18 protein-coding genes are annotated in these 19,517 nt (G+C 33.1%); 16 read left to right on the plus strand and 2 right to left on the minus strand.

Annotation, left to right across the window (positions count from 1 at the left end):
* Positions 1 to 448: 448 nt before the first annotated feature.
* Positions 449 to 766 (minus strand): hypothetical protein, encoded by a 318-nt coding sequence (locus RWZ86_RS05725; RefSeq protein ID WP_314680576.1) that lies wholly within the window; start codon positions 764 to 766, stop codon positions 449 to 451.
* Positions 767 to 1,009: 243 nt separating this feature from the next.
* Between RWZ86_RS05725 and RWZ86_RS05730 the strand changes: the two genes are divergently transcribed.
* Genes RWZ86_RS05730 through RWZ86_RS05770 form a run of 9 tightly spaced genes read left to right on the plus strand, consistent with a single transcriptional unit; the run spans position 1,010 to position 9,509 of the window.
* Positions 1,010 to 1,336 carry a hypothetical protein gene (locus RWZ86_RS05730; RefSeq protein ID WP_314680577.1) on the plus strand — a complete coding sequence of 109 codons (327 nt, stop codon included), beginning with the start codon at positions 1,010 to 1,012 and terminating at the stop codon, positions 1,334 to 1,336.
* Positions 1,323 to 3,275, plus strand: coding sequence for a V-type ATP synthase subunit I (locus RWZ86_RS05735; protein WP_314680578.1), 1,953 nt, complete (start codon positions 1,323 to 1,325; stop codon positions 3,273 to 3,275). The genes RWZ86_RS05730 and RWZ86_RS05735 overlap by 14 nt, the downstream gene beginning before the upstream one ends.
* A gap of 18 nt (positions 3,276 to 3,293) precedes the next feature.
* Positions 3,294 to 3,776, plus strand: a complete 483-nt coding sequence (locus RWZ86_RS05740) for a V-type ATP synthase subunit K (RefSeq protein ID WP_227931014.1) — start codon at positions 3,294 to 3,296, stop codon at positions 3,774 to 3,776.
* Positions 3,777 to 3,788: 12 nt separating this feature from the next.
* The gene (locus RWZ86_RS05745) at positions 3,789 to 4,370 is read left to right on the plus strand and encodes a hypothetical protein (RefSeq protein ID WP_314680579.1); all 582 of its coding nucleotides are present in this window, start codon (positions 3,789 to 3,791) and stop codon (positions 4,368 to 4,370) included.
* An 11-nt stretch (positions 4,371 to 4,381) separates the two neighbouring features.
* Positions 4,382 to 5,383, plus strand: a complete 1,002-nt coding sequence (locus RWZ86_RS05750; protein ID WP_314680580.1) for a V-type ATPase subunit — start codon at positions 4,382 to 4,384, stop codon at positions 5,381 to 5,383.
* The gene (locus RWZ86_RS05755; RefSeq protein ID WP_006703585.1) at positions 5,373 to 5,684 is read left to right on the plus strand and encodes a V-type ATP synthase subunit F; all 312 of its coding nucleotides are present in this window, start codon (positions 5,373 to 5,375) and stop codon (positions 5,682 to 5,684) included. The genes RWZ86_RS05750 and RWZ86_RS05755 overlap by 11 nt, the downstream gene beginning before the upstream one ends.
* A 31-nt stretch (positions 5,685 to 5,715) precedes the next feature.
* Entirely contained in the window at positions 5,716 to 7,497 is a 1,782-nt protein-coding gene (locus tag RWZ86_RS05760; protein ID WP_314680581.1) for a V-type ATP synthase subunit A, read from the plus strand.
* Positions 7,490 to 8,866 (plus strand): V-type ATP synthase subunit B, encoded by a 1,377-nt coding sequence (locus RWZ86_RS05765; protein WP_006703587.1) that lies wholly within the window; start codon positions 7,490 to 7,492, stop codon positions 8,864 to 8,866. The genes RWZ86_RS05760 and RWZ86_RS05765 overlap by 8 nt, the downstream gene beginning before the upstream one ends.
* Positions 8,867 to 8,873: 7 nt before the next feature.
* The gene (locus RWZ86_RS05770; protein ID WP_006703588.1) at positions 8,874 to 9,509 is read left to right on the plus strand and encodes a V-type ATP synthase subunit D; all 636 of its coding nucleotides are present in this window, start codon (positions 8,874 to 8,876) and stop codon (positions 9,507 to 9,509) included.
* A 53-nt stretch (positions 9,510 to 9,562) separates the two neighbouring features.
* On the opposite strand, the gene RWZ86_RS05775 is transcribed toward RWZ86_RS05770, so the two are convergent.
* Positions 9,563 to 10,678 carry a hypothetical protein gene (locus RWZ86_RS05775; RefSeq protein WP_314680582.1) on the minus strand — a complete coding sequence of 372 codons (1,116 nt, stop codon included), beginning with the start codon at positions 10,676 to 10,678 and terminating at the stop codon, positions 9,563 to 9,565.
* A 254-nt stretch (positions 10,679 to 10,932) separates the two neighbouring features.
* Between RWZ86_RS05775 and gmk the strand changes: the two genes are divergently transcribed.
* The 7 genes from gmk (at position 10,933) to pknB (ending at position 19,323) form a co-directional block, all read left to right on the plus strand.
* A complete protein-coding gene (gmk, locus tag RWZ86_RS05780; RefSeq protein WP_314680583.1) occupies positions 10,933 to 11,556 on the plus strand; it encodes a guanylate kinase in 624 nt (207 codons plus the stop codon).
* A 16-nt stretch (positions 11,557 to 11,572) separates the two neighbouring features.
* Positions 11,573 to 11,788, plus strand: coding sequence for a DNA-directed RNA polymerase subunit omega (gene rpoZ, locus RWZ86_RS05785; RefSeq protein WP_314680584.1), 216 nt, complete (start codon positions 11,573 to 11,575; stop codon positions 11,786 to 11,788).
* A 159-nt stretch (positions 11,789 to 11,947) separates the two neighbouring features.
* Positions 11,948 to 14,350 carry a primosomal protein N' gene (priA, locus tag RWZ86_RS05790; protein ID WP_314680585.1) on the plus strand — a complete coding sequence of 801 codons (2,403 nt, stop codon included), beginning with the start codon at positions 11,948 to 11,950 and terminating at the stop codon, positions 14,348 to 14,350.
* Between the two features lie 17 nt (positions 14,351 to 14,367).
* Complete coding sequence (gene fmt / locus RWZ86_RS05795; RefSeq protein WP_314680586.1) at positions 14,368 to 15,324, plus strand: methionyl-tRNA formyltransferase; 957 nt, start codon at positions 14,368 to 14,370, stop codon at positions 15,322 to 15,324.
* Positions 15,317 to 16,642 (plus strand): 16S rRNA (cytosine(967)-C(5))-methyltransferase RsmB, encoded by a 1,326-nt coding sequence (gene rsmB / locus RWZ86_RS05800; protein ID WP_314680587.1) that lies wholly within the window; start codon positions 15,317 to 15,319, stop codon positions 16,640 to 16,642. Before fmt ends, rsmB begins: the two co-directional genes overlap by 8 nt.
* Positions 16,643 to 16,660: 18 nt before the next feature.
* The gene (locus RWZ86_RS05805; RefSeq protein ID WP_314680588.1) at positions 16,661 to 17,407 is read left to right on the plus strand and encodes a Stp1/IreP family PP2C-type Ser/Thr phosphatase; all 747 of its coding nucleotides are present in this window, start codon (positions 16,661 to 16,663) and stop codon (positions 17,405 to 17,407) included.
* On the plus strand, positions 17,407 to 19,323 hold the full coding sequence (pknB, locus tag RWZ86_RS05810; protein WP_314680589.1) for a Stk1 family PASTA domain-containing Ser/Thr kinase: 1,917 nt from the start codon (positions 17,407 to 17,409) through the stop codon (positions 19,321 to 19,323). Before RWZ86_RS05805 ends, pknB begins: the two co-directional genes overlap by 1 nt.
* The last annotated feature ends 194 nt before the right edge of the window (positions 19,324 to 19,517 follow it).

A 19,517-nucleotide genomic window follows, 5' to 3' on the forward strand; every position in this document is an offset into this window, starting at 1 on the left:
TCTTCCTGATTGCAAATTACTTACAAAATCAAAAAGTAGGTGAATGATACATTTTCCGTAGTTTGACACTTTACAGAATCAATAAGGCTCTTAAACGTTGATTTAACAATGTTTAAGAGCCTTATTTTTATTTTTGGAAAATGCGTACTTTTCTTATTATTTTGAGGACAAGTAAATTGTTTTTCTAGTTTATGATCTAATACTCGGTAAAGTGTTAATGCCAAGAACTTTATCATAAAATTTACCTCAATGCGATCTTTTTTCAAAGAATACCTAGTTTAGATTTAAATTCACTTTTCATAATACGGGAATTTTCTTCAATTTCCCATCTTCTTTGACCAACACAAATAATGTTTTTTTAAAATAGGTTTAATGAAATCTTTTTATTACTAGGATACAAGGACGACCAAATCCTGAAAATGGATTTGGTCGTCCTTGTTCTATCTATTTATACCTGTATCGCTGAAACGACTTGTTCTAAGTTTAGGATTATGGTTAAATCTTCGCTTAGAAAAACAAAATGATTGTTTGGTTGAATACAGCTTTTAATAATACCTTTTTTAGTAAATTGTTGTAATTCACCTTTATTGTTGTATTGTTCAAATAAAAGAGTAATTTCTTTTTTAAAATAATAACTATTATGAATCGTCTCCACAACATCAATTAATGGCATAACGGGTGTAAATGAAGTTGATTCTGTTGGAAATTGTAAACTGTTTAATAATGGTTGAATAAATGAATGAAATGGTTTTTTATATTGTTCCATAATAGAACCTCCCGAACAAATGTTTGTATTTGTATTATACGAACATTTGTTCTTAAATGCAAACATTATTTTTTAAAAATAAAAAATTTTTTCAAAAAAAGTAGTGTTTCTTCCTATTAAATTATAATGATAATAAAGAAGAGTAGATTAGAATTATCGTTTGATACATTTTAGAAAGCAAGGTATAATAACAAAAGTAGGAATTTATTATCGAATCCAGACCTATGAGATGGGAGGTGTACTATGAGCCAAAAAATTGTAGAATCTGTTCAAGCTATTGAAAATCAAGCTCAACAATTAAAAGAAGATTTTCAAAAGAAAATTGATGAAGCAAAAATTCAAGCGAATCAAAAGATTTCTGAATCTAAAAAGAATGTAGATATCGCTTTGTCGAATTATGAAAAAGAATTAGAGGATAAATATTCTCAAAAGAAATTGGATTTCCAAGAAGAACTAGCATCTCTTCAAAACGAAGAAATTCAACAAATACAACAAGTATTTGAAGCCAATCGACAAGAATTGGTTCAGGAAACAATTAAGGAGGTGTTAAAACGATATGGCAATTGCTAAAATGAAAAAATTGATGTTTATTGCACCAAATCGTATTCAAAGTCAATTGATGGACGCGGTTCAAGAATTACAATCATTAGAATTCATTTCCTTAAGCCAAGGGCAATCCATGTTAGAAGAATCAAAACCTTCGAATCAAAAAAATCTTCAAGAGTTAGAAAGTAAAGTAGATCGATTACAAGAAGATATTCGATTTTTAGAAAAATATCTCAAAACACCTTCACTCATGAAAAAATTGAAAACTAAGAAAGAAACGTTTACCATTGAAGAACTTCAACAAACCGTTTCAAATTGGGATTATCAAGTATTAATTGAAAGTGTTGAAAACTATCGAGTACAATTACAAAAATTTGAAGAGAAAAACGCAGAGCTCATTGAAACTGAAACTCTACTTCGAAAATGGGGAAATTTAGACTTCCATCCAAAGGAAATCTTTAAACAACCATTTACGAAGACGAAAATGGGGACGATTCCTCAAACACCGGATAATCGTTACTTAGAAAGTCTTAAAGAGAGTCAGTGGATTGTCATTCAGGAAGTGTATCATACAAGAGAAGAAGTTGGAGTATTTGCAACTTATTCAAGAAAACATCAACAAGAAGCTAAAGAAGAATTAGCAAAAGTGAATTTTAGTGTAACATGGTACCCATTTGACCATAGCCCTAAAGAAGAATTGCAATTGAATTTAGAACGTCAAAAGCAATTAAAAGAAGCTAAAAATTCATTAGTACAAGAAATGCAACAACAAGATGATCTTGTTAGAAAATTAAAATTGTATTGCGAATTTGCGTTTAATGAATGGCAAAAGGAAATTGCAAAAGAGCAATTGTATTCAGGAGAGCATTTGTTCTGCTTATATGGTTATTTATGTGATGATGTGGTGGAACAAGCTAAACAACAAATTGAAGATTATGGAATTGCTTCTCAAGTGACAATAGTAGAATTGGAAATTGATCCAGAAGAATATGAAGAAGCACCAACTGTTTTGAAAAACCATTCGCTTATCAAACCATTTGAAATGATGATTGAGATGTATGGTTTGCCAAAATATGGAGAGGTGGATCCAACACCATTTACAGCACCGTTTTATCTTGTATTCTTTGGAATGATGTCTGCGGATATTGGATATGGACTTGTATTATGGTTAGCAACATTCCTTGCGTTAAAACTGTTTGTATTAGATAAAGGAATGAAGCGTAATTTAATGTTCTTCCATTTATTAAGTTATCCGACAGTTATTTGGGGAATTATCTTTGGTTCATTCTTTGGAGTGGATATGCCATTCCAACCATTATCACTGTCAAAAGATTTAACGACGATTATGATTTTATCAATCATTTTTGGGGTTATTCAAATTATTGTAGGTTTATTTATTGGGGCTTATAGTAATTGGAAGAAAAAAGATTATGCCAATGCGTATACGACTCATATTGGATGGTTAGCGATTATTTTTGGCTTAATTTTATATTTAGTAGGTTCGATGATTTTAAATATACCGGTTCTTGCAACGGTTGGATCCTATTTAGCGATTATTGCAGCGGTATTAATTGTTATCGTATCTATGTTGACAAGTTCAAATAAATTTGCGGGCTTGGCAAGTGGGTTATATAACTTATATGGGATTAGTGGTTATGTGGGAGATGTTGTCAGCTATACTCGTTTGATGGCTTTAGCAGTATCAGGCGGAAGTATTGCAGCAGCATTTAACATGTTAGTGACTTTCTTACCACCAGTTGCAAGAGTTACAGTAGGAATTCTTCTATTAATTGCGCTTCATGGATTAAATATTTTCCTAACATTTTTAGGAGCTTATGTTCATGGGTTAAGATTACAGTTTGTAGAATTCTTTGGTAAATTCTATGAAGGTGGCGGAAGAGCTTTAAAACCATTTAAAACATATGAAAAATATATTGAAACAAAACAAAAATCAAATCAATAAGATGGAGGAAGATTTATTATGACAAACTGGTTAACATTTTTTACTGAAAATTCTGGAGGTTTTATTTTCGCAGCATTAGGAATGGCTGTAGCAAGTATTTTTTCAGGAATTGGTTCTTCAAAAGGTGTAGGGATTGCAGGGGAAGCTGCAGCAGCTTTAATTAAAGAACAACCTGAAAAATTCGTTCAAGCGTTAATTTTACAATTATTACCTGGTACTCAAGGGATTTATGGATTCATCATTGCATTCTTCATTATGCAAAAAATGAGCGCAACAATGCCTTTAAGCTCTGGTTTATACTTATTAATGGCAGCTTTACCAATTGCATTCACAGGTTTATTATCTGGTATTGCTCAAGGGAAAGTAGCAGCTGCTGGTGTTCAAATTTTAGCGAAAAAACCAGAAGAATCTACTAAAGGGATTATCTTTGCAGCCATGGTTGAAACTTATGCAATCTTAGGATTATTGGCTTCATTCTTAATTATCAATCAATTAGGTTAGGAGTTGGAACGTTTGAAAGATTTAGAGCAACTAAAACAACAAGTATTAAAAGAAGTCGAAGAAGATTTCTTACATCAATTGGCTGTTGCTACTAAAGAAGAAGAAGAACGTACAAATGTCATGAATGCAACTCTAGCGGAACAAGAAGTGGCAAAGAAAACTCAATTAAAACAACGTGCAAAACAACTTTGGGATAAAGAAAAACAATCTTTAGTCAATGCGAGTAAAAAAGAAATTTTACAAGAAAAAAGACGATTACTCGATAGCGTGTTTGATGAAGTTTACTCCTTAATGTCAGGATGGAGTGGCGTAACATTAGTACAGTTTATTCAATCGGCAGTAGCTCAATTACCTAAACAAGAAAAGATTACTTTAGTATTAGGAGAAGCGACAGCAAGTCAATTGTCACAAGAAGATATTCACCAATTAACGAATGCTTCTGAAGTTGAAGTGGCCCAAACGACTTTAAAACAAAAAGTTGGCTTTGTTTTACAACAATCAGGAATTGAATACAACTATTTATTCGATGCATTATTAAAGGATTTAAAACAAGAATACTCACCAGAGTTAGCTAAAAAAGCTTTTGAAAGATAGGAGGGATTTCAATGAATGATTTAGCTTATTCAGGAATCAATACTACTGTTCGTATTTTGGAACAACAATTACTTTCAAAAGATGTCATGAATAGTTTATTAGCTTCAAAAGAGTTACAACAAGCTTTAGAAGTTTTACAAAAAACGACTTATGGTTTTCAAGCAGATGAATTATTACAAACGAAACAATTTGATGCGGTATTAATGAAGCATTTAAAACAACAGTATGAGGAATTATATGAATTAACTCCTACACCTGAATTGTTAGATATTTTTTCGATTCGTTATACGTATCATAATTTAAAAGTTTTATTAAAAGAAAAATTTGCTAAAAAAGATTTTTCGCATTTATTAGTACCTATTGGTCGTTATTCATTAGCAACATTAAAACAATTAGTAGAAACTAGAGATTCTCAAGATGTTCCTAGCGTAATGGTGAAGGCTGTTCGAGAAGCTTATGAAGATTTTGAAAATTTTGAGCGATTAGAAACAGCGGATGTTTTTATGGATACGTATTATTTTAAACATTTAAGAATGTTAGAACGTCAATTGCAAGATGATAAAGTGACAGAATTTGTCAATTTAATGATTGATTTAGAAAATATTGCGACTTTAATTCGAGCAAGCGCTCAAAAACAATCAAGAAGCTTTTTACAAACGGTATTATCGAATGAAGGAACGGTATCGAAAACGCAATTAATTGATACATTCCAAGAATTAGGTTGGGCATCATTATTACAATTGTTTGATGGTGTTTCTTATAAAGAAGAATTAGAAAGTATTTTATCGCAAGAAAACATTTCTGTATTGAAATTAGAATTGTTGAAAGATGAATGTATTTATCGTTATTTAAAAGATGCGACATTTGATGCTTTTGGACCTTATCCATCCCTTGCCTATATTCATGCTAGTGAAATGGAAGTGAAAAATATTCGATTGATTTTAGTAGGAATCGATAATGGGTTTAGTGAAGAACAATTAAGAGAAAGGATGCGACCAGTTTATGGCTCATAAAATTGCAGTTGTTGGAGATAAAGACTCAGTCCTTCCTTTCAAAATTCTTGGTTTTGATGTGTTTCCTGCTCATGAAAGTTTAGAAGCAAGAGAAACCATTGATCGATTAGCAAGTGAAGAGTATGGAATTATTTATGTCACAGAAGCCATTGCTTCTGAAATTGCTGAAACAATTCGTCGTTATGATGCAGTTGTTTCACCAGCAATCATTTTAATTCCAAATCATAAAGGTTCATTATCCATTGGAAAATCAAGAATTCAAGAAAATGTGGAAAAGGCTGTAGGTCAAAACATTTTATAATTCGTAAAATTAGTAAAGAGGAGGTACTTCGGTGAAGAGCGGAAGAATCGTAAAAGTATCAGGACCATTAGTGACCGCTGAAGGTATGGAAGATGCAAATATTCAAGATATTTGTCATGTAGGTCACCTTGGACTGATTGGTGAAATTATTGAGATGCGTAAAGGCGTTGCCTCTATTCAAGTTTATGAAGAAACGTCTGGAATTGGACCAGGAGAACCAGTAACAACAACAGGAGAAGCACTTTCTGTTGAATTAGCTCCCGGAATCATCTCTCAAATGTTTGATGGAATTCAACGTCCATTGAACACATTTAAAGAAGTATCTAAGAGTGACTTTTTAGTTCGTGGAACAGTAGTAGCCCCATTAGATCGTCAAAAAGAATGGGAGTTCCATGCAACATTAGAAGTTGGACAAACTGTTGAAGCTGGAGACATTGTAGGTTATGTACAAGAAACAAAAGTTGTTCAACATAAAATTATGGTTCCTTATGGAGTAAAAGGAACAGTAACAAGTATTTCAAGTGGAACATATCGTATTGAAGACACGGTTTATACGATTGAAACAGAAGAAGGAGAAAAATCTTTCAATCTCATTCAACGTTGGCCTGTTCGTCAAGGACGACCATTTAAAGTGAAGAAAAATACGGAAGTTCCAATGTTAACAGGACAACGTGTAATCGATACTTTCTTCCCTGTAACAAAAGGGGGAGCTGCAGCTGTACCTGGCCCATTCGGAGCTGGTAAAACAGTTGTTCAGCACCAAATTGCAAAATGGTCTGACGTAGATATCGTAGTTTACGTAGGTTGTGGTGAACGTGGTAATGAGATGACAGACGTATTAAATGAGTTCCCAGAATTAATTGACCCAACAACTGGTGAATCAATTATGGAAAGAACAATTTTAATTGCGAATACATCGAATATGCCTGTAGCAGCTCGTGAAGCTTCAATTTATACAGGAATTACAATTGCAGAGTATTTCCGTGATATGGGATATAGTGTAGCTATTATGGCGGATTCAACTTCACGTTGGGCAGAAGCGTTACGTGAAATGTCAGGACGTTTAGAAGAAATGCCTGGGGATGAAGGGTATCCTGCTTACTTAGGTAGTCGTATTGCTGAATATTATGAACGTGCAGGACGTGTCGTTACTTTAGGTAGCGAGGGTCGTGAAGGGACAATTACTGCCATTGGTGCGGTATCACCTCCAGGGGGAGATACTTCAGAACCTGTTACTCAAAATACATTACGTGTTGCTAAAGTATTCTGGGGATTAGATGCAACATTGGCGCAAAAACGTCACTTCCCATCTATGAACTGGTTAACTTCGTATTCTCTATACAATCAAGAAGTTGGAAAATATATGGATGAACACATTCATGAAAATTGGTCATCAATGGTTCAACATGCAATGCAAACATTGCAAGAAGAAGCAAGTTTAGAAGAAATTGTACGTTTAGTTGGTTTAGAGTCATTATCTGAAAAAGATCGCTTAACAATGACAATTGCGAAATCCATTCGTGAAGATTACTTACAACAAAATGCGTTTGACGATGTGGATACATTCACTTCTCGTGAAAAACAATATCGTATGTTAGATTTAATTTTAACATTTGAAGAACAAGCAAGACATGCGATGAGCGTTGGTGCTTACTATGCAGAAATTATGGATGGTACAGAAGAAATTCGTGACCGTATTGCTCGTTCAAAATATATTCCAGAAAGTCAAATGGAACAATTTACAGCAATTAAAGAACAAATTCAAGAAGATGTTAAAGCAACTATTCAAAAAGGAGGAATGACAAATGCTTAAAGAATATCGTACGATTAGTGAAGTTGTCGGCCCTCTAATGATGGTTGAACAAGTAGAAGGCGTTAAATTTGATGAATTAGTAGAAATCCAATTACAAAATGGAGAAACTCGTCATGGTCAAGTACTAGAAGTACATGAAGATAAAGCGATGGTACAAATTTTTGAAGGACCTAGTGGAATTAACATTCGTGATTCAAAAGTACGTTTTAAAGGGAAACCTTTATCGTTAAATGTATCAGAAGATATGGTTGGTCGTATTTTTGATGGAATGGGAAATGTGATTGATGGTGGCCCTGAATTATTACCGGAAGCATCTTTAGACGTAAATGGACAAGCGATTAACCCCGTTTCTCGTGACTATCCGGATGAATTTATTCAAACAGGAATTTCAGCAATCGACCATTTAAATACATTAGTTCGTGGACAAAAATTACCAGTATTCTCTGGTTCAGGTTTACCTCATAAAGAATTAGCTGCTCAAATTGCTCGTCAAGCTACTGTGTTAAATAGTGACGAAAAATTTGCGGTAGTATTTGCTGCAATGGGAATTACCTTTGACGAAGCAGAATACTTTATGGAAGATTTCCGTAAAACTGGAGCGATTGATCGATCAGTTATGTTCATTAACTTAGCAAATGACCCAGCGATTGAAAGAATTGCGACTCCTAAAATTGCCTTAACAACAGCTGAATATTTAGCGTATGAAAAAGACATGCACGTGTTAGTTATCATGACAGATATGACAAACTACTGTGAAGCATTGCGTGAAATTTCTGCAGCTCGTCGTGAGGTTCCAGGTCGTCGTGGATATCCAGGTTACTTATATACAAACTTATCGACATTATATGAACGTGCGGGACGTTTAGTAGGACGTAAAGGGTCTGTAACTCAAATTCCAATTTTATCAATGCCTGAAGATGATATTACACACCCAATTCCAGACTTAACAGGTTATATTACTGAAGGTCAAATTATTTTGGATCGTGCATTAGATAAACAAGGGATTCAACCTCCAATCAATGTATTGCCATCTCTTTCTCGTTTGAAAGATAAAGGTTCAGGTGAAGGAAAAACTCGTAAAGACCATGCTTCAACGATGAATCAATTATTTGCTGCCTATGCAACAGGAAAACAAGCAAAAGAATTAGCAGTCGTTTTAGGGGAATCTGCTTTATCAAAAACAGATAAATTATATGTTGAATTTACAGATCGATTCGAAAAAGAATACATCAGCCAAGGATTCCAAACGAATCGTACCATTCAAGAAACATTAGATTTAGGTTGGGAATTACTATCAATTTTACCTCGTACGGAATTAAAACGTATCAAGGATGAAATGCTTGATGAATTTTTACCTAAAGGGGAGTGATTCCTAAATGGTGAGATTAAATGTAAAACCAACAAGAATGGAATTGTCGAAGTTAAAACAGCGATTAACCGTTTCTGTTCGTGGTCATAAATTATTAAAAGATAAGCAAGATGAATTAATGAGACAATTCATTGAGTTAATTCGTAAAAATAATGAATTACGTGATCAAGTTGAAAAACGTTTAACAGCAGGAATGAAAAGTTTTGTGTTAGCAAAAGCAACACTAGAAGAAGCTTTTATTGAAGAACTAGTAGCAATTCCTCCACAAAGTGTCACATTGAATTTACAAGAAAAAAATATTATGAGTGTTTCTGTTCCAGAAATGAATTTTACGGTAGTAGAACAAAATCAAGAGAGTGATTTTAAATATGGTTATTTAAACTCCAATAGTGAGATTGATCATTCAATTGAAGAAATTTCTGCAGTGTTACCTGATTTATTATCATTAACAGAAATTGAAAAAACTTGTCAGTTATTAGCTGATGAGATTGAAAAAACACGTCGAAGAGTAAATGCTTTAGAATATCGTATGATTCCTCAATTAGAAGAGACGATTTATTATATTGAAATGAAGTTAGAAGAACAAGAACGTGCAAGTATTACTCGTATTATGAAAGTAAAAGATATGGGTCAAAAATCATAATGAACAATAGTGAAACGAGCATCTCGTAAACAGAGATGCTCGTTTTTGTATCGTTATTTTACCCAAATATGAAATGAATGAGGGTCAACTTCTTTTTCGGAGAGGACGGTATTTTCACTAATATGATAACGTAATAGTTTATTGCCTACTAAAATTAATAAAGAGTTATTATCTATTTGTTTCACATCTTTTATATGATCTGTATTAACATCAAAACCGAATTCAGATAAATCGATGAATTGTGAGGTCTGATTCGTTAAATGAAATAGGCTGAATCCGATTTTTTTAGAATAAACTATCGAGTGTTCAATGGCTACTAAATCATCTTTTAATTCAAAGAGGTTGGTAGGCGCAATTTCAGGTAAAGCAATAAATTCTTTTGTTCCTGAATCCATATCATAGTGGAACAGTTGTCCTAGAATTATTTTTTCCTTCGTAGAGTCTTTACGATAACCACTTGAAGTAGCGTATAATTGATTTCCTCTTACCAAGCTATCATTAAAGTAATAAGTCATTTCTGCTTGTTCGAATAAAGGTTCTTTATTTTCTAACTGTAATTTGTTGTCATGAAATGAAAAATGATATAAATTATTTAGGTTCTGATGATTTGAATCACCTTTGACATCTGTTCCTAAAAAATAAAGATGATTCCCTTCGTTTGAGAAGTCTGAAAGAATGACTGGTTTCTCAAAAATATATTTATCTAATTTTTTTAACGTTGGATCAAAAGTAGCTAAAAAATTTGAGGCAAAAGCAAAATAGTAATCATCGTTTGAGCCGGAAGAGGTAAATGCATAGTCATCTGTTTTATGATGTTTGATTTCTCCTTCTTTAAAGTCGATAGCTGTCACTCTTCCAATGATACCGTGTGGTTTTCCTTCCTCAGAAAATACTAAATAACGATTAGAAAGTTCTGCACGTTTAACGGTCGGATTGATTTGCCCTTTAACAATTTCTACTTTTTCATTAGAAACTTTTTTGAGTTCTACATCGTCTAATTGGTATCCTTCAATATTGTGGTATCCCACTATATAAAAATCAGCATCTGATGAGATAGGGAAATGTTTTGTGAGCGATTCGAAAATCTTTGGTGTCAAGAAAAGTCCTAATATTACGAGTACAATAACAACAGGAAAAATAAATTTTAGTTTTTTCGATTTCTTCTTCATAAATGATTTCCCCTTTCACACTATAATGTAAACCTTTTCATCATCATATTTAAAATTTAGAAGAAAGTCAATTGTTATGTACGTTATTTCACAATAAATATCCGATATTTCCAAGAAAAAACACAGGTAAATATTAGGAGACGATTATAATTTGTTGAGGAGGGGATATTTTTTCTACTTTGGCTTGTTGTTCGACTAAAGTTTATGATAAGATAGTAAAAAGCTGTAAAAAAGAATGGAGTTTTGAGACGATTATGACAAAGAGAGGATTGTTAATCGTTTTATCTGGACCATCAGGCGTAGGAAAAGGAACAGTAAGAGCTGCAATTTTTGCAAAAGGTGAACAAAAATTTGTTTATTCAATTTCAGCAACTACTCGTTCACCACGTACAGGTGAAACAGATGGAGTCGATTATTTCTTCAAGACAAGAGAAGAATTTGAACAAATGATTCAAAATAAACAATTATTGGAATATGCTGAATATGTAGGGAATTATTATGGCACTCCATTAGAATATGTAGAAAATACATTAGCACAAGGTAAAGATGTGTTTTTAGAAATTGATGTACAAGGTGCTATTCAAGTTCGTGAATTAATGCCAGATGGAGTATTTATTTTCTTAACACCACCTGATTTAAATGAATTAGAATCTCGTATTGTTAATAGAGGAACAGATTCTGACGAAGTAATTGCGAAACGTATGAAAACAGCTCGTGAAGAATTAGAATTGATGAAGTATTATGATTACTCTGTTGTGAACGACACAGTAAATAATGCAGTTCAAAAAATCGAAGCAATTATTCAAACGGAGCACTTGCGAATCGTTAGAAATTTAGATACTATAGAAGAGTTAGAAGAAATACTGGAAGAAGAGTAGAAAGAGGTAATCCATTATGATGTTATATCCTTCAATTGATAAATTATTGAATCAAATTGATTCAAAATATTCTTTAGTAATTTTATCAAGTAAAAGAGCTCATGAATTACACCATCATGAACCACAAAAATTAGAAGACTATCAATCAGATAAAAATGTTGGCCGTGCGTTAGAAGAAGTAATCGCTGGTGAATTAGGAATTCGTGAAGATAGTATTCCTGAAGAAGTTTAATGATTAATAAGCCTTGAAGCGGAGAAATCCCTTCAAGGTTTTTCTTTTTATAAATAAATTTTAAGACTGAATAAATGGTTTTCTATTTTTTGAAAAAGATGATACACTATTCTTATGATGTAAATTGGGGTAAGTATACCTCTAAAGCGAGGTGAAATCATGTTTGCACAAGTAATTGTAGATGTTCCAGTAAAACAAGTAAATCGACCTTTTGAATATAAAATTCCAGAGATTTTCGAAGGAGAAATTGAAGTGGGAATGAGAGTCGTCGTTCCATTTGCTGGAAGAAGTGTGCAAGGCTTTGTTGTTTCTATTCGTCCAACATCTGATTTTGAAGGGAAATTAAAAGAAATAGAACGTTTGATGGATCTTGAACCTGTTCTCTCAAAAGAAATGATTGAATTAGGGGAATATATGTCCAATCATTTATTCGCATTTTTAATTCACTGTTATCAAACAATGTTGCCAGCGATGTTAAAAACAACAACGAGAAAATTTTTTGTATTAGAAAATCCCCAAGAACACGAAGAGGTTTATCAAGAAGTTTTTAAAGGACAAACCGAAATTGAAGTAACCGATGAAATGTCAAAGGAAACACTAGCGAAGTTACTACGTTTAAAACAAAAAGGAATTGTTCAAGCTAAAACTTTAGTAGAAGACCGCAAACAAATTAAAACAGAAGATTGGATTATATTATCGTATTTACCTGAAGAATATTTAGAAATGATGAAGCAAGTTCCTAAAAATGCGGCAAAACAATTAAGATTTCTGGAAGGTTTATCCAGTTTAGAGAATACAGAAATTGCAAAAGCTGAATTTATCACTCGCTTTAATGTTGTGCAAGCAGATGTGAAGAAAGCTCTTGAAAAAGGATGGATTACGCTTGAAAAAAGAGCAGTAGATAGAGATCCTTACGCAGGAAGAAAAATTGTCCACTCTAAACCATTTGAATTAAATGATGAGCAAAAACAAGCCTTTCAACAAGTGTTAGAAGAAGAGAATGATGAAACCTCTCATGTTTATTTATTGCAAGGCGTGACCGGATCAGGGAAAACGGAAGTATATCTTCAATGGATTGGAGAAGCCATTCAAAAAGGAAAAAGTGCTATGATACTTGTTCCAGAAATTTCTTTAACCCCTCAAATGGTTCAACGTTTCAAAGAACGATTTGGAAATCGAGTGGCTGTTTTACATAGTGGTTTGAATCCTGGAGAAAAACACGATGAATGGCAAAAAATAAAAGAAGGTCGAGCAGACATTGTTGTTGGAGCAAGATCTTCCGTATTTGCACCTTTAGAAAATATTGGAATTATTATTCTAGATGAAGAACATGAGAGTACTTATAAACAAGATGATACTCCACGTTATCATGCTAGAGATATTGCGATTTGGAGAGGAAAATATCATCATTGCCCTGTCGTACTTGGAAGTGCAACTCCAAGTTTAGAATCTAGAGCAAGAGCGGAAAAGGGAGTTTATCGTTTATTACGTTTAACAAAGCGTGCAAAACATCAACCGTTGCCTCAAGTGCATGTGCTAGATATGAAACAAGAATTTCTAGCGCAAAAAGGAAGTTTTTCTAAACGACTATTACAAGCATTAGAAGACCGATTAGAAAAAGGCGAGCAAAGTGTGTTGCTCTTAAATCGAAGAGGATATTCATCTTTTATTATGTGTCGAGATTGTGGTTATGTATTGGAATGTCCAAATTGTGATATTTCATTGACGCTTCATATGGATACAAAAGTAATGAAATGTCATTATTGTGGGCATGAAGAAGCTATTCCAAATCATTGTCCGAAATGTCATAGCCGACAAATTCGTTATTTTGGAACGGGAACTCAAAAGCTCCAAGAAGAATTAGAGCAATTATTGCCAACTGCACGAATTATTCGAATGGATGTTGATACAACTCGTAAAAAAGGTCAACATGAAGCATTGTTAAAACAATTTGAAGAACAAAAAGCGGATGTTTTAATTGGAACACAAATGATTGCTAAAGGATTAGATTTTCCAAATGTTACTTTAGTAGGAGTCGTCAATGCAGATACAGCTTTAAATATTCCCGATTTTAGAGCAGCAGAAAAAACTTTCCAATTATTAACGCAAGTAGCAGGAAGAGCTGGTAGAGGAGATAAGGCTGGAGAAGTATTTATTCAAACATATAATCCAGATCATTATGCGATTCAATTAGCTCAACATCATTATTACGAGGCTTTCTTTGCTCAAGAAATGAAAATGAGACATCTTGCTCATTATCCGCCGTATTATTTTACAGTGATGATTACAGTTTCTAGTGAACAAGAATACGCTGCACAAAAACAGGCTTATGAAATTAAAAAGATATTGGAAGGTAAATTATCTTCTCAATCTGTCTTATTAGGGCCAAGTGCAAAGTCAATTGCTAGAATGAATAATCGTTATTACTATCAATTAATTATTAAATATAAAAAAGATCCAGTATTAGATATTTTATTACATGAGGTCTTAGTGAATACTCAATCGACACCGCAATCAAAAGTAGCGGTATCCATCGATGTAGAACCTCAATATTTTTTATAAAGATTGGAAGTGGAATTTTGAAAAAAATTATTTTTATGGGGACACCCGAATTTTCAACAAAAGTATTAGATGCTTTAGTCAGTTCAGAAGAATATGAAGTGATTGCGGTTGTGACTCAACCAGATAGACCAGTTGGTCGTAAAAAAGTGATCACGCCATCACCCGTGAAGAAATATGCATTAGAGCAAAATATTGCTGTATATCAACCGGAAAAATTAACAGGTTCAGAAGAATTAGAACAATTAATGACATTAGAGGCTGATTTAATTGTAACAGCTGCTTATGGTCAGTTTTTACCGAAGAAATTTTTAGAATTTCCAAAACAGGGTGCAGTTAATGTTCATGCGTCCTTATTACCAAAATATCGTGGGGGAGCACCGATTCATTACGCTATTATGAATGGGGATTCTCACACAGGTGTAACGATTATGAGAATGGTTAGCAAAATGGATGCGGGAAATATTTTATCACAACGTTCTATTCCAATTGAACAAGTTGATGATGTTGCGTCTATGTTTGAAAAATTAAGTGTCGTAGGGGCTAAATTATTATTAGACACATTACCTCAAATTTTTGATGGAACGATTACTGAAATTGTACAAGATGAAGAGCTTGTAACGTATTCACCAAATATTACACGAGAACAAGAACAAATTGATTGGACAAAAGAAGCCAAAATGGTGGATTGCTTTATTCGTGGCTTACGTCCTTGGCCAACTTCATTTACTGTATTGAATGGAGAACGAGTAAAAATTTGGCAAGTGAAATTGGTCGATAAAACGACTAATGAACAACCAGGAACTTTATTTAAAGAAAATCATCATTTGTACGTAGCTTGCGGAAATCAAACAGTATTAGAAATTATTGAATTACAACCTGCAGGAAAAGCAAAAATGAGTTCGGATGCCTTTATGAATGGTTTTGCTTCTGTTATTGAAGAAAAAGCTTGTTTTGAAGGGGTAAATCATGGATAAGGTTAGAAATGCAGTTGTAGATTTATTAGTTCAAGTGGAACAGGATCAATCTTATTCAACCATTAGTTTGAAAAGAGTAATTGAGCAACAAAAATGGACTGCAAAAGATAAAGGTTTGTTAACCGAATTGTTTTACGGAACCATTCAACGAAAAATGACAATCGATTTTTATATAGCACCTTATATTCAAAAAGCAAAGAAAATTCAACCATGGGTGAAACAATTGCTGAGAATGTCCATTTATCAAATGGTGTTTTTAGATAAAATTCCAGATCATGCAGCGATTTTTGAAGCAGTACAAATTGCAAAAAAACGTGGACATCAAGGGATTGCAAAATTTGTTAATGGTGTACTAAGAAATTTCCAAAGAAATGATTTGAGAAGTTTTGAAGAAATAAAAGATGTAGACGAAAGAATGAGTGTGCAGTATAGTATTCCAAAATGGATGTATCAATTATTTAAAGAACAGTATGGAGAAGAAACAGCGCAACAAATTTCTGAGTCTATTTTAACAGCACCTAGTGTAAGTGTTCGTATTCAACCAAATCATTTATCGCAAGAACAAGTGAAACAACTTCTATTAGAAGAAGGAGTTCAGACTAGAGAAAGTGCCTTATCCAATAGATGCTTAATTGTTGAAGAAGGGAATGTTTTCCAATCGAAAGCATTTGAGCAAGGACTTATTACGATTCAAGACGAAGCATCGTCCTTAGTAGCACAAGTTGCTAATCTAGAATCAACGGATAAAGTGCTTGATACATGTGCAGCACCTGGTGGAAAGACGACGCATATTGCAAGTTATTTAGATGCATCAAAGGGCGGACATGTAGATGCCTTAGATTTATATGAACATAAATTAAAGAAAATTCAAGAAAATGCTAAAAGACTTCAAGTGGAAGATTGCATTTCGATGAAAGTATTAGATGCCCGTAACGTTCAAGATGTTTATCCAGCCGAAAGTTTTGATGCAGTATTTGTAGATGCACCTTGTTCGGGGTTAGGATTAGTTCGTCGTAAACCAGATATAAAATATACAAAAGAAGCACAAGATTTAAAAAGTTTAGAAAAAATTCAACTAGAGATTTTATTATCTGCTTCAAAAATGGTAAAATCAAAGGGTAGCCTAGTATATTCAACATGTACAATTAATAAGGCAGAAAATAGAGAGCTGGTTCGTCAGTTTTTAAAAGAGAATCCAGCATTTGAAATTGAATCGATTGGAAAATGGATTCAGAAAGATACAGAAGATATTACAATATTACCAAGTGACTTTAATAGTGATGGTTTTTATATTTGTAAATTAGTGAAAAAATTTTAAACAGTGAGGAGGGATTGTATGAAATTTGCGATAAAAAGTGATGTTGGTCAACGCAGAAAAGTAAATGAAGATACTGCTGGCTACTTTGAAAGCAAAAATCACATCCCGCTCATGATGGTCTGTGATGGAATTGGTGGACATAATGCGGGAGAAATAGCTAGTTCAATGGCATTAATGTCGATAGGCCAATCGTGGGAAAAGACTAATATTGAAAATATGGAAGAAGCATATCAATGGATTGTTCATAAAATTGAGGAAGCTAATAATGATATTCTTACACGTTCTACTCAATATGAAGATTTATATGGAATGGGAACAACTTTGGTAGCTGCCTGTGTCATTGGAAATCAATTAATGATTGCCAATGTTGGAGATAGTCGAGCGTATGTTTTGAGAAACTTCCAATTAAAACAATTAACGGAAGATCAAAGCTTAGTGAATGCATTATTGAAATCTGGAGAGATCACTCCTGAAGAAGCTGAAAATCATCCCAATAAAAATATCGTGACACAGTCATTAGGAGTAACTTCAGCTGTCGAAATTGATTTTGTCAGAATGACTGTTAAAGACGAGGATATCTTATTATTATGTAGTGATGGGCTCAGCGATATGTTGTCATTAGAAGAAATAAGAAATGTTTTAAATCATTATTCAGATTTGGAACAACAAGTGGAAAAAGCTGTACAAGCAGCTAATGAGTCAGGTGGTCGTGACAATATAACAGTTGCGATTGCAAAAATTTACCTTAGAGAGGAGGAAGCCTAATGCTAGAAGCTGGTAGAACATTAAATGGACGTTATAAAATTAAATCTTTAATTGGAACTGGCGGAATGGCTGCGGTTTACCTTGCAAAGGATTTAATTTTAGATCGATTAGTTGCCATTAAAGTATTACGATTAGATTTTCGTCAAAATGATGATGCAATGAGAAGGTTTAGAAGAGAAGCATTATCAGCTACTCAACTAACTCACCCAAATATTGTAGGTGTATACGATGTTGGGCAATCACAAGAAATGAATTATATTGTGATGGAATATGTCGAAGGAACAGATTTAAAAGATTATGTAAGACAAAAAGGTGCTTTACATCCAATTGAAGCTGTTCGTATTATGATGCAAATTGTTTCAGCGATTGCAGCTGCACATCAAAATCGCATTATTCACCGAGATATTAAACCACAAAATATTTTAATTGATAAAGAAGGAAATGTTAAAATAACAGACTTTGGAATTGCGGTTGCATTATCAGATACATCTTTAACTCAAACGAATACATTACTGGGGTCAGTACACTACTTATCACCAGAACAAGCAAGAGGTGGTATGGCGACCATTCAAACAGATATTTATGCTTTAGGGATTGTGTTATATGAACTATTAACAGGAAAAGTTCCTTTTGATGGAGAGTCTGCAGTATCCATTGCATTGAAACATTTCCAAGAACCATTACCAACGATAGTAAATCCAACTGCAATGGTTCCTCAAAGCTTAGAAAATATAGTTTTAAAAGCTACTGCAAAAGATCCAATGCATCGTTATAAGAGTTGTTATGAAATGTTTCAAGATTTGAAAACTTGTTTAGATTCTACGAGACTATATGAAAAGAAATTTGTACCGGCAAGTTTTTCAGGAGAAACAAAAGTACTAACACCAATTCATACACAAAAAGTTAAACCAATTCAAACGAGTAAAGAAATACCAGTTGTAGAAATGGATGAAGAGAAACCAGTTAAAAAGAGACGTAAATGGCCGTGGTTGTTTCTTCTTTTATTGATTTCAATTATTGGAATTATGGCTTTTGTATTCTTGCAGTCTAGTCCAAAAGAAGTACAAGTACCAGATGTAACGAATTTAACGGAAGCTGCCGCTAAAACAAAATTAGCAGATGCCAAATTGAATGTTACAGATGTAATCCAAGTGAAATCAGATGAGATTGAAAGTGGAAAAGTCATTGAAACAAATCCAAAAGCTGGAAGTACTGTAAAAGAAAAATCAAAAATTACAATTAAAGTAAGTACAGGAAAAGAAGCCATTACGATGAAAGATTATCGTAATAAAACATATGAAGCTGCTAGAGATGAATTGAAAAAATTAGGATTTACAGTAGAAAAACAAGAAGAAAATTCTGATAGTGTTGAATCTGGAAAAGTAATTTCTCAAAGTATTGCTCCTAATCAAAAGGTAGAGGGAAAAAATCCTGTCATTACATTAGTAGTTAGTAAAGGAGAAAGCTCTATTAAAATGGCAAACTTAACAGGTTATACAAGAGCAGGAGCCATTGAATATGCAAATTCAAATAATTTAGCATTAACTATTACTGAAGAAGAAAATGAAGCAACAGCAGATACAGTAATTAGACAATCAATAAGAGAAGGAGCAGAAGTGAAAAAAGGAACTGCACTTACAATTGTATTGTCAAAAGGTAAAAAAGATCACACTGTGACAAAACAAATTACAATTCCATATCAAAAAAATGGACAAAATAACGGGCAGAAAACGCCAAATAAAATCTCGATATATATCGAAGATGCAAAAAATCAAATTTCTAATGTGTATAATACATTAGAAATAACTGAGGATACTACAGTGAATTTAACATTCACACTAAGTAATTCACATCCAACAGGTAACTATAAAATTGTGAGCAATGGAAAAGTGATTTCTTCAGGAAATGTGCAATAATAGGAAAGGGCTGTAGTTCAAGACTACAGTCTTTTTTATTGGAGTCAAAAATATAAAAAAAGTTGTAAAAAAGACTTGCAAAGTACAAAAAGCTATGGTAAATTATAAACACTGTTAACGAACGTTCGCTTTTAAAGCGTTTAAAAATAATTTAAAAAAGTTGTTGACAGAGAAAAACACCTATGATAATATAT

The organism is uncultured Granulicatella sp. (assembly GCF_963545075.1).
GTDB lineage: Bacteria > Bacillota > Bacilli > Lactobacillales > Aerococcaceae > Granulicatella.